Origin of the sequence: Herminiimonas sp. KBW02, assembly GCF_003852535.1 — a bacterium.
In the GTDB taxonomy this organism is placed as follows: Bacteria; Pseudomonadota; Gammaproteobacteria; order Burkholderiales; family Burkholderiaceae_D; genus Oxalicibacterium.
The window spans coordinates 263,689-275,012 of the sequence record NZ_QAJP01000007.1 but is presented as its reverse complement, the minus strand read 5'-3'; the positions used below and the strand labels follow the sequence as shown (position 1 = coordinate 275,012).

The following is an 11,324-nucleotide window of genomic DNA, read 5'->3' as shown; positions in this document are numbered from 1 at the left end:
AAGCAAAGAAAGTGAGTGGCCGCCGGGCCACTCCCGGCAACGCACCTCTCCACGAAGAAAGAACAGCATCAACACCCGCAAACTGTAAACCAAACAAACAATAAAAAAGCCCGCATCAGCGGGCTTTTTCAATCAACAAATTCAAACAAACTTAAGCGTAGCTACGCAAACGCAAAGAGAAGTCACGCAAGGCAGTAATACCCGACGCTTCAGCACGTGCACACCAATCCTGCAACTGCTGCAGCAACTGATCACGACTCGCGTGTGAACGCTCCCAGATCGCGCCCAGTTCAACGCGCATTTCATGCATTGTCTTGAGCGGCTTGCTATGTGCGAACAAGGTCGTCAATTGTTCTTTATGCGGTGCTTCCAGTTTGTTAGGTTCACGATGCAAGAGCTTCTTCGCCGAACGCAGGAAGCCGGATTCCAGCTGTGCTTTTTCTTTCAGGTGCTCAACTTCATCGTGCCAGGTTTGCTTCAGCGACTTCGCATATTTTGCAGTCACGTCATAACGGTTAGCGATGACGGATTGCAGCGTATCGAAATCGAGGTGCAGTTTGCTGGTGTCGAATTTAGGCTGCGGTGCGACCTTCTTGACCTTGGCCAGGCCGACCGTTTCCATCATACGGATGTACATCCAGCCGATGTCGAATTCATACCACTTGGCCGACAGCTTGGCCGACGTACCAAAGGTGTGGTGATTGTTGTGCAGCTCTTCACCACCGATCAGGATACCGATAGGGAAGATGTTGGTTGCTGCATCATTGCATTCGTAGTTGCGGTAACCCCAGTAGTGGCCGATACCGTTGATGATGCCGGCAGCGGTGATAGGAATCCATGCCATTTGCAAGGCCCATACCGAAACACCGACCACGCCGAACAAGGCAACGTTGATGAACAACATCAGGACGATACCCATCGCGCTATGACGCGTGTAAACATTGCGTTCGATCCAGTCGTCCGGCGTACCGTAACCGTACTTTTCCATGGTTTCCATGTTTTTCGACTCTGCGCGATACAACTCAGCACCTTCGAAAAACACTTTCTTGATGCCGCGTGTAACCGGGCTGTGCGGATCTTCTTCAGTTTCGCATTTGGCATGGTGCTTGCGATGGATCGCTACCCATTCTTTAGTGACCATACCAGTGGTCAGCCACAGCCAGAAGCGGAAGAAATGACTAGGAATCGGATGCAGGTCCAGGCCACGATGGGTGGCGCTGCGATGCAAATAGATGGTGACCGCCGCAATCGTGATGTGTGTCACGGCGAGCGCGTAGAAAAACACTTCCCAACCGCTGGCGCGGGTCAGGCCGTTCGATAGGAAATCAAGTACTGCGTCGATCATTGTGGCTCCAATATGAATGCCATGGATAATGGTATCCCCTAGATGGTATCGCTAAATCGAATTGCTAGGGTTGCTGGCAAATTTTCGAGACGAATTGTACCCTTTTTAAGGGCCTATATCCGATTTTGCAGGGTTTTTCGCGGTATTTAAACGTTCTTTTACCGGCTGATATTGCTCGTCAATCAATCTTATTTCACGTTGCGGGAACGGAACATTGATCTGATTCGCCTGAAATGAGCGCCATATTGCACGATTGACATCAGACAACACCGTACCGCGTCCATCCAGTTCATTGACCCAAAAACCCAGTTGCAGGTCGATACCATCCGCGCCAAAAGCCACCATGGTAGCCGCTGGTACGCGATCCGGCCCCTTGCGTACTTTATCTACACCAAGTGCGGCCTCTTCCAGCAATCGCAATGCCAAATCGATATCAGTCCGGTAATCGACCGAAACACGTGTTGTCATTTGCATCACAGTATCGCTGAGGGATAAATTCTGTACGGAATTCGCGACGAAGACTTCATTCGGCACGATAGTGTCGCTGCCGTCGCCATTGCGCAACACGGTGTAGCGGGTATTGATCTGCGCCACGCGCCCGGTGAATTTATCTATCGTGACCGTATCGCCTATGGTCATGCTGCGCTCGAGCAGGATGATGAAGCCGGAAACATAGCTGCTGGCAATCTTTTGCAAGCCCAGGCCCAGGCCTACACCCAGCGCACCACCAAATACCGACAGCACGGTCAGGTCGATACCGACCATGGACAGGCTAACCAGCAAGGCAATCAGGATCAGGACGGCACGACTCATGCGTGACAGCACGGCGCGCATCGATGAATGCATGCCGTCGAGTCGCATCAGGCGCTCTTCGATCAGGGCCGATCCCCACAGCGCAAATATAAGCGTCACCCCCACCGAGACGACCGCTTGCAGCATCGTCATGATGGAGACTTTATGTTTGCCTAGGGGGACAAAGGTGTCGTCGAGGAATTCGATGAGTTCCGGCAAGACGCCTGTGATGTGCAGCGCCACCACGATCCAGACCAGTGACGCAAAGCTGCGCTCAAACAGCAGGACGAAAGCACTGACCTTGCCGCCACGTGCGAACACGCGTCGCATTACGTAGAAGGCCAGGCGTATCAGCGCAAACGAGGCGACCAGCGGCATCACGACGCGCAGGACATCCACACCGTCCACACGCTCCCAGCGCTCGAGGATGGTTTTGGCGATCGCCAGCAACAACCAGGTCAGCAATGGCCACAAAACCCGCGTAAAACTCTCCACTCCCAGACGTCGTAAAGCATTTTGCTGTGGCTCTTTCGTCGCCAGCAGGCCGCGCACCACACGTGCGATACCCCAACCCAATGCAAAACACAGTACTACAGCAAAAATTTGCCAGCGCAGACCGGGTATGCCCAGGTCCGTCCACAAATCAGCCCAGAGAGTCGATAGCAGGTTTTGTTTCATTTATTTTTTACGTTCGAGTACCGCCGCGAAAAATCCATCGGTGTGATGCAAGGCTGGCGACAGCTTCAGATAGTCACCCATCTTCAGATCTATCTTTTGTTCGGCCAGCACTTCACTCATCGGAATCAAAACAAAGTCATCGCGTGATGCCAGGAAGCTGGCGACGATGGCTTCGTTTTCTTCATCCAGAATACTGCAGGTTGCATAGACCAGACGACCGCCCGCTTTGACCAGACGCGCCGCGCCCGCCAGGATGGAAGCCTGCTTTTCGTTCAACTCTACCAGCGATTGCGGTGTCTGACGCCACTTCACGTCCGGATTGCGACGCAAGGTGCCGAGGCCGCTGCATGGCGCATCGACCAGCACGCGATCTATCTTGCCTGCCAGGCGTTTTACCTTCGCATCGTTTTCATGTGCGATGAGAACCGGATGCACATTCGACAGTCCGCTACGCGCCAGGCGTGGCTTCAGTTTGGCCAGGCGTTTGTCGGATATATCGAAAGCATACAGACGTCCGGTGTTGCGCATCGCCGCGCCCAGCGACAAAGTCTTGCCGCCTGCACCGGCGCAGAAATCGACCACCATTTCGCCGCGCTTGGCGCCGACGACTTGCGACAGCAATTGGCTACCTTCATCCTGCACTTCGATAGAACCATTCTTGAACAAAGGCAGGTTTTGCAATGCGGGTTTCTTGATGATGCGTATACCTAAAGGTGCATACGGCGTCGGCTCACACAAGATAGGCGCTTCTGCCAGCGACGTGGTCACCTCTTCGCGCGTTGCCTTCAGTGCGTTGACGCGCAAGTCCAGCGGCGCCGGCTGATTCATCGCATGCGCCAGTTCTAGTGCAGTTGCTTCGCCATCACGTGCTACCAATTTCTCAAACAGCCATTCCGGCAGATTCGAACGCAAGAGCGATGGCAACAAGGTGCGATCGATTTGCATCACGTGCTGCAGCCATTCGGTTTCTTCTTCGGTCAGACCACCCAGCGACTCGACGCCGACTGCATCAGCCAGACCGAGCAAAGTCATGCGACGCATGGTCGGGCCATTACCGGATTCGGCAAAGCTGGTGTAGACCGCTTTGTTGCGCAGCAAGCCATACACTGCTTCGGCCACGACACCGCGCTCACGCGAACCGAGCTTCGGATGTTCGCGGAAGTAACGCGATAAGGTACCGTCAGCCGGACCCGTGAAACGCAGGATCTCGCGCAATACTTCTTCGGTGTTATTAATGATCGCGGGAGGCAATCTCATGCATATTCCTTCATAAAATATTCTTGTCTGTCAGTCGCCGGGCAGGCAGGTTCGAGTAGCGAACCGCTGCTTCAGTTTCATCAGGACTCTGGACTTTAAGCTTCTTGACTAATACGTACCATGCCGTCCTGCACGGACAAACGTCCGTCTACGAACCAGCGTATAGCGCGTGGATAAATAATGTGTTCCTGTTCCAGCACACGGGCGGCCAGGGTTGCTTCCGTGTCGTCGGCCTCTACCGGCACAGCTGCCTGCGCCACGATAGGACCATGATCCAGCTCGGCAGTGACAAAATGCACGGTTGCCCCATGTAATTTGACGCCCGCTGCCAAAGCCTGTCTGTGCGTTGCCAAACCAACAAAACTTGGCAATAGCGATGGATGGATATTGAGCATGCGTCCGGCGTAATGTGCGACGAAAGGTGTCGTCAACACACGCATAAAACCCGCCAAAACCACCAAATCCGGCACAAAAGAGTCGATCTTGCTCTGCAAGGCGGCATCGAAGGCTTCCCGGCTCGGATAATCCTTGTTAGCCACAACCAGTGCCGGAATACCGTGCTCTGCTGCGTAAGCCAGACCGGATGCGTCGGCCTTATTACTAATGACAGCCGCAATCTGTGCCGGCCATTCTTCATTTTGCGCAGCGCGGATGATGGCCCGCATATTACTACCGCGCCCGGAAATCAAAATGACGATTCTTCTCATGGCGCGCATTGTACCGTACCGCGGGCCGATCAGCCCGACGGCGACAGGCCGGACAGCAACTATCTATGCAGCACAGAGCACGCAAACAGCAGGCAGCAGCGATGGAAAAACGAGGAAATTGGCCCGAATTCAGGCGAGATAGCGAGCCGCGATACGGCAGCGGCTGCGTCGAAACAACTTACTGGAAGGAGTAAAACACCCGGAATGCGATTTTCTTGTCAGCCCAGAAATCTGCGGCATCGCGGAATACGTCGAGCAGGGTTTCCCGTGCTTCCTTATCGAATTTCGGCGTATTCGGCAATTGCTCCAGCACCACGAGGAAACCGGGTTGTGGACCAGCCTTATGCGCCAGGCTGGTCAGGCAGTCGGACAAGGCATCGAAATTCTTGCCAAAATGCTTAGGGAACTGAAATGCCTCCGCAATTACGGCCAATACCTGCTGCTTGGTAGTCGCATGGGCGCAATGTGCGTACAGGAAGTGTTGCCCAAGATGCGCGGCTTCCGCCTGCAAATCGGCAACACGGAACGCGCGGATCGACTGCACTACATTGAGCGGCACGGTTTTAAACAAACTCATTTCTCCCTCATCTCCAGCTATTTATTATCAACATGACACCCCGTTCACTCTATGACTCTTTTGAAGCTTCTGTAGTGATCGGCGGTGTAATAATATTCGCGCGGCCTGGTTTTCTCGCCGCCGGTAATGATCCGCTTCGCACCGCGATTGCGGGCGCGCGGTGTCTTTACAGTGTATTCGCGGTAATACCCGCGCTTTTGCTGGGGCAAAACCTTTTCATAATTACCAAATACCGAACCATCCTTGTCATAAGGGAAAGGTCCGCCCTGGCGTATTAAGGCGATGGTCTCCTGCGCTTCACGCGGCAATTCATTAACTGAAACAACTCCAAGCGCGCCGGAATCGAAAGCAAAAGCGTTGAACGAAAGTAAAAATGTAGCGAAAAGCAGGAAAAAGCGCGTGATAAATTTAACCTTCACCGAAATCCCTTTTCTTAATAATGGGTGCCACCTATCAACGCACCCTATCAACGCAGCCTATTGAATTAACGAGTCCAATACCCGAGAGTAACGTGTTGTGTTGTCCGAATCAACACTAATTGCTTGACAAGCGAGGGATAGGCTGCTGCTTAGATGTCCGCGTTTTCGGCCACACCGGTGTCCTGTGTGGAGAAAAATGACAGGATTTCATTCTTGTGCGCCAGCGCATCCTTGCGCCCCAGATTGATGAGTTCGCAGGTGTAGCTTTTTTCAAACAACAGGTAGGACGCCAGCGCTGCACCACGCACTTCAGCGGCACCTATGCCCGACAACAACATGCGAACCGGAAGTGGCAGGCTGCTGATATGACGACTTGCAATAGTGTCAAGTCGCTCCGAAGGTGCGATGGTCAGCATTTCTATCGGCCGCAGCGGGGTCTTGCTTCTTTGCTCATCGGTCAGTACCGACAAGGTTTGATTGATGCGATTCAGGCGTTCGATATCGCTGGCGATGCTATCAAGGAAGATACTCGACAAGGCATGACCGGCAATTTGTGCCAGGCTCGGATACTGCGCGTTGACGGACTGGTCGATCGCAGGTTCCATCAACCGCCCCGCTCCTATCACCAGTACCTTGTCCGCCCCCAGATGGATGGCTGGCGAAATCGGCGCCACCTGCCGCATCGAACCATCACCAAAATACTCGCGTCGTCCTTCGCAAAAAATCGGCGTAGCCGGGAAAATCAGCGGAATCGCCGCCGACGCCAGCAAATGCTCAACGCCGATCTGACTGCGTACGGCGATACGCTGGGTCCTGACCCAGGGATCGATGTCGGCTTCGCTTTGATAAAAAGTAATGTGCTTGCCGGCCGTATAGGACGAAGCAGTCACTGCCAGCGCGTGCAACTTGCCGTCTGCCAGCGCAGCATCCAGACGCGGCAGATTCAGCATACGGTTCAGCAGACTGACCAAAGGTGTATTGTCGAGCAGGGAGTTCGGCGGGTTGGTTTTCCAGGTGCGCAGCAGCCAGCCAAACGACAGCAAAGACAGCCACTTCGCACCGGAACGCAACACGCCCAGCGAATCAGCGCGGTAGACCTGTTCAGCGGTGAAGTTTTCCCACACATGCACGATACGTTGCAGACCGGGACAGAAATCATCGACATGACAAGCCAGCGCAGTGGCATTGATCGCACCGGCTGAGGTGCCGCAGATGATGTCGTAAGGATTCTTCTCGGGCGCCCAGCCCGCCTCGCACAGGATGGTCGATACCGCTTCGAGCACGCCGACCTGATACGCCGCGCGCGCTCCGCCTCCTGTCAGCACCAGGCCGATTTTCTTTTTATCTTGCATGGACACCAATTATTCAGGCCTTTCGGATTTCAGACAAGCAGGAATCAATCCCCTTTGGCGATACCTTCACGGCGTGGATCGGCACCGCCAAACCAGACTTCCTCGCCATGGACATTCAAACGCATAATGCCTTGCAAGCCTGATGTCTGCTCGACCACTTGCACGTCGTGTTTGCGTTCCGTCAGCGCCTTGACCAACGCTTGCGGTGTGCGACCGCGCTCCAGCTCAGTCGGGCCGTTACGGCTGCCGACATTCGGCAAGTCTATCGCCTGCTGCACCGTCAATCCCCAGTCCATCATGCCAACCAACACCTTGCCGACGTAATTGATGATGTAAGGACCACCGGGTGAACCGACTGACAGCACCAGCTTTTTTGTGCCCTTCTCAAATACAAAGGTCGGCGCCATCGAACTACGCGGGCGCTTGCCCGGCTGCACGCGGTTCGCGATGAAGCCATTTACGTCACTCGGATCAAATGAAAAATCGGTCAGCTCATTGTTCAGCAAAAAACCATCGACCATTTGCCGCGAACCGAAACCGTTCTCAATGGTAGTGGTCATGGACACCGCATTGCCGCTCGCATCCACAACCGAGATGTGCGAAGTCGAAGGCAACTCAGGTGAGGTGCTGCTGGCCCAGGCCAGGCGTGTATTGAAAGGATCGCCGGGCTGCGCCTTGCCCATGGACTCGTAATCGATCAGCGCTGCACGTCGTGCCAGGTATTTCTTGTCCAGCAAGGGTTGCACACTCCCGCCCGGCAGCGGCGCGAAATCCGGGTCGGCGATATAACGATCACGATCCGCATACGCGAGACGCCCGGCTTCCGCGAACAGATGCACAGCCTGCGCATCCCATGCGCCGTTCACGGGTGGATAGGCCGCGATGTTTTTCTTTTCCAGTATGCCCAGGATTTGCGCTATCGCGACACCACCCGAAGAAGGTGGTGGCATGCCGCACACGGTCCATACCTTGTAATCGCTGCAGACCGGTTCACGCACCTTCGCCTTGTAACTGGCTATATCGTGCAATCCCATTTCGCCGGGATTGGTAGGATGTTGCGCAACCTTGGCTGCAATATCGTGCGCGATCTGGCCGCGGTAAAACGCATTCGCACCATCGCGCGCTATCGCTTTCATGGTTTCAGCCAGCGCGGGGTTTTTCAGGATGTAGCCGACAGGTCTGGGCTTGCCTTGCGCATCGTAAAAGTAGGCGGCGGCGACCGGGTCCTGCTTCAGATAAGTTTCATGCTGCAACAATATGGCGAGGCGCGGACTGACGGCGAAACCTTCAGTCGCCAGTTTGATCGCCGGATTGAATAAGGTCGCCCACGGCAATTTGCCGTTTTGCTTGTGCGCCAGCTCCAGCATGCGCAAGACACCCGGCACACCGACTGCACGACCACCAACTACCGCTTCGTGGAAAGGCATGGCCTTGCCTTCAGCGTTCTGGAACAATTTCCCGGTGACATTGCGCGGTGCTGTTTCGCGGCCATCGTAAGCCAGCACACGCGCCCCATCGAAATGCAACATGAACGCACCGCCACCAAGCCCGGAAGATTGCGGCTCCACCAGACCCAGCACCATTTGCGTCGCGATCGCTGCATCAACTGCAGAACCACCCGCCTTCAACATTTGGTATCCGGCATCGACCGCCAGCGGATTGGCGGCTGCCACCATGAATTTCTTTGCGACCCAACCACTCTTTTCGGTATAACCGCTGCTGCCTTCCGGCTCTATCGGGATGTATGGTTTGACTACCGGCGGGCTGCTGCACCCGGTAAGCAAGGCTGATAATACGGCGACAAAAACAGTCGTTTTAATCATGCAAAATCCCGGAGGTGCGTGAAAAGAGGCAAGGAGAGGACAAAAACTGCGCCCCCAGTGTAAACCGCTTGCGTGCGGCTGTCAGTTTCTTAGGACGCAGTTTTTTCATTTGAGTTCGCGGCATGAACGCGCATGCCGGCAAGCGATAAAAGAAAAGGCAGCCTGCGCTGCCTTTTCTTTTATACATCCATCATCACCTTCAAGGCCGTGTCGGATTGACCGGAGCCGAATCCACCGGCACCACAATGGTCTGTACCGGCGTCACGATAGTGACATTGGTGACGGTATCCACCACTTGCAAACCTGCGGCTGGTAACAAAGGTACGATCAGCAAGGCCACGATGTTGATGATTTTGATCAAGGGATTGACCGCAGGACCAGCGGTGTCCTTGTACGGATCGCCGACCGTATCACCGGTCACCGCCGCTTTATGCGCATCCGAGCCTTTACCGCCGTGATTTCCATCCTCGATGTATTTCTTCGCGTTATCCCAGGCACCACCACCAGTGGTCATCGAAATCGCAACAAAGATACCGGTCACGATCGCTCCCATCAGCAAACCGCCGAGCGCAGCCGGACCAAGAATCAGGCCGACCAGGATAGGAATCACCACCGGCAGCAACGACGGGACGATCATTTCCTTGATGGCGGCAGTGGTCAGCATATCGACCGCCTTGTCATATTCAGGTTTGCCGCTGCCATCCATGATGCCCTTGATCTCGCTGAACTGACGGCGCACTTCGACCACTACTGCACCAGCAGCGCGCCCCACTGCTTCCATCGCCATCGCGCCGAACAGATAAGGAATCAGGCCACCGATAAAGAGGCCGACGATCACCATCGGATTAGACAAGTCGAAGGTCGTGCTCTTGCCGACCGAATCCAGTGCATGCGTGTAATCGGCAAACAACACCAGCGCAGCAAGCCCCGCAGAACCAATTGCATAGCCCTTGGTAACAGCCTTGGTTGTATTGCCGACGGCATCGAGCGGATCGGTAATCGCGCGTACCGACTCCGGCATGCCGGACATTTCGGCAATACCGCCAGCATTGTCGGTAATCGGACCATACGCATCAAGTGCAACGATAATGCCCGCCATCGACAACATCGACGTCGCCGCAATCGCGATGCCGTACAAACCGCCTAACCAATACGAAGCCAGAATAGCGAAACACACGGATACCACTGGCCATGCGGTCGAGCGCATCGAGACACCAAGACCTGCGATGATGTTGGTACCGTGACCAGTAGTCGAGGCCTGCGCCACATGTTGTACCGGTTTGAAATCCGTGCCCGTGTAGTACTCGGTGATGTAGACCATGAGGCCGGTCAAAATGATGCCGACTACCGCAGAGCCCATCATCGCGACGTACAACTCAGGCGGAATGACGAGCCAGGTCACGACCGCAAAACCGATCAGCGACAAACCGGCAGCCCACCACAAACCGGTGTACAACGCCGACATGATTTTCTTGCCCTCTTTCGCTTTGACCATCGAGCAACCGACTATCGAAGCAAGGATAGATACGCCACCCAACAGTAGCGGATAGATTGCCGCCTGCACTTCCAGCCCGCGCATCACGAGAGTACCGAGCAGCATGGTCGCGATCAGGGTCACGACATACGTTTCAAACAAGTCGGCCGCCATACCGGCGCAGTCTCCTACGTTGTCACCGACGTTATCTGCAATCACCGCCGGATTGCGCGGATCATCTTCCGGAATACCCGCTTCCACCTTACCCACCAGGTCAGCGCCGACGTCCGCACCTTTGGTGAAGATGCCGCCGCCGAGTCGGGCAAAAATCGAAATGAGCGATGCACCAAAGGCCAGGCCGATCAGCGGCGTAATAATGTCGTGCAAGGTGACGTGATACACGCCGCCGTCGCGCGCCATGCTGGTCAGGATCAGGAAGAAAATGGCCACGCCGAGCAAACCGAGGCCGACCACCAGCATGCCGGTAATCGCACCGCCCTTGAAGGCCACATCGAGCGCTTCATTCATACCCTTGGTCGCCGCCTGCGCCGTACGCACATTGGCACGCACCGACACATTCATGCCGATGAAGCCGCAAGCGCCCGACAACACTGCACCGGCGAGAAAACCGATCGCAGTCATCAGCCCGAGTCCGGGCACCAATGCAATGATGATGAAGAGGACGACGCCGACGATGGCGATGGTGCGGTACTGGCGCGCCAGATAGGCGGCCGCACCTTGCTGAATCGCCGCAGCAATGTCCTGCATGCGTTCATTACCTGCGTCTTGTTTGAGTATCCAGCTACGTGAGATCAGGCCATAGATGACGGCAACAATGCCGCACGCAATGGCGAACCATAGACTTGATGCCATATCGACTCCTCCTGTTTTTTCACGACT

At 55.1% G+C, this 11,324-nt stretch carries 9 protein-coding genes; all 9 read right to left on the bottom strand.

The window, feature by feature from the left end; translation table 11 throughout:
• Positions 1 to 151: 151 nt before the first annotated feature.
• The 9 genes from DBR37_RS13265 to DBR37_RS13225 all read right to left on the bottom strand — a co-directional run bounded on the left by DBR37_RS13265 (position 152) and on the right by DBR37_RS13225 (position 11,297).
• Complete coding sequence (locus tag DBR37_RS13265; protein WP_124574958.1) at positions 152 to 1,345, bottom strand: fatty acid desaturase; 1,194 nt, start codon at positions 1,343 to 1,345, stop codon at positions 152 to 154.
• Between the two features lie 105 nt (positions 1,346 to 1,450).
• Complete coding sequence (locus tag DBR37_RS13260) at positions 1,451 to 2,815, bottom strand: mechanosensitive ion channel family protein (RefSeq protein WP_124574957.1); 1,365 nt, start codon at positions 2,813 to 2,815, stop codon at positions 1,451 to 1,453.
• Positions 2,816 to 4,072, bottom strand: a complete 1,257-nt coding sequence (locus tag DBR37_RS13255; protein ID WP_124574956.1) for an RsmB/NOP family class I SAM-dependent RNA methyltransferase — start codon at positions 4,070 to 4,072, stop codon at positions 2,816 to 2,818.
• A gap of 95 nt (positions 4,073 to 4,167) precedes the next feature.
• Positions 4,168 to 4,779, bottom strand: a complete 612-nt coding sequence (gene purN, locus DBR37_RS13250; RefSeq protein WP_124574955.1) for a phosphoribosylglycinamide formyltransferase — start codon at positions 4,777 to 4,779, stop codon at positions 4,168 to 4,170.
• 178 nt (positions 4,780 to 4,957) lie between these two features.
• The gene (locus DBR37_RS13245) at positions 4,958 to 5,356 is read right to left on the bottom strand and encodes a barstar family protein (protein WP_124574954.1); all 399 of its coding nucleotides are present in this window, start codon (positions 5,354 to 5,356) and stop codon (positions 4,958 to 4,960) included.
• 44 nt (positions 5,357 to 5,400) lie between these two features.
• The gene (locus DBR37_RS13240; protein WP_124574953.1) at positions 5,401 to 5,775 is read right to left on the bottom strand and encodes a ribonuclease domain-containing protein; all 375 of its coding nucleotides are present in this window, start codon (positions 5,773 to 5,775) and stop codon (positions 5,401 to 5,403) included.
• A 149-nt stretch (positions 5,776 to 5,924) separates the two neighbouring features.
• Entirely contained in the window at positions 5,925 to 7,127 is a 1,203-nt protein-coding gene (locus DBR37_RS13235) for a patatin-like phospholipase family protein (RefSeq protein ID WP_124574952.1), read from the bottom strand.
• 44 nt (positions 7,128 to 7,171) lie between these two features.
• The gene (gene ggt / locus DBR37_RS13230; RefSeq protein WP_124574951.1) at positions 7,172 to 8,950 is read right to left on the bottom strand and encodes a gamma-glutamyltransferase; all 1,779 of its coding nucleotides are present in this window, start codon (positions 8,948 to 8,950) and stop codon (positions 7,172 to 7,174) included.
• A gap of 199 nt (positions 8,951 to 9,149) precedes the next feature.
• Positions 9,150 to 11,297, bottom strand: coding sequence for a sodium-translocating pyrophosphatase (locus DBR37_RS13225; RefSeq protein ID WP_124574950.1), 2,148 nt, complete (start codon positions 11,295 to 11,297; stop codon positions 9,150 to 9,152).
• Between the last annotated feature and the right edge of the window lie 27 nt (positions 11,298 to 11,324).

Excerpts from the sequence above, each read along its gene's own strand:
- DBR37_RS13265 (WP_124574958.1), bottom strand. The coding sequence starts at position 1,345 with ATGATCGACGCAGTACTTGATTTCCTATCGAACGGCCTGACCCGCGCC.
- DBR37_RS13260 (WP_124574957.1), bottom strand. The coding sequence starts at position 2,815 with ATGAAACAAAACCTGCTATCGACTCTCTGGGCTGATTTGTGGACGGAC.
- DBR37_RS13255 (WP_124574956.1), bottom strand. The coding sequence starts at position 4,072 with ATGAGATTGCCTCCCGCGATCATTAATAACACCGAAGAAGTATTGCGC.
- purN (WP_124574955.1), bottom strand. The coding sequence starts at position 4,779 with ATGAGAAGAATCGTCATTTTGATTTCCGGGCGCGGTAGTAATATGCGG.
- DBR37_RS13245 (WP_124574954.1), bottom strand. The coding sequence starts at position 5,356 with ATGAGTTTGTTTAAAACCGTGCCGCTCAATGTAGTGCAGTCGATCCGC.
- DBR37_RS13235 (WP_124574952.1), bottom strand. The coding sequence starts at position 7,127 with ATGCAAGATAAAAAGAAAATCGGCCTGGTGCTGACAGGAGGCGGAGCG.
- ggt (WP_124574951.1), bottom strand. The coding sequence starts at position 8,950 with ATGATTAAAACGACTGTTTTTGTCGCCGTATTATCAGCCTTGCTTACC.
- DBR37_RS13225 (WP_124574950.1), bottom strand. The coding sequence starts at position 11,297 with ATGGCATCAAGTCTATGGTTCGCCATTGCGTGCGGCATTGTTGCCGTC.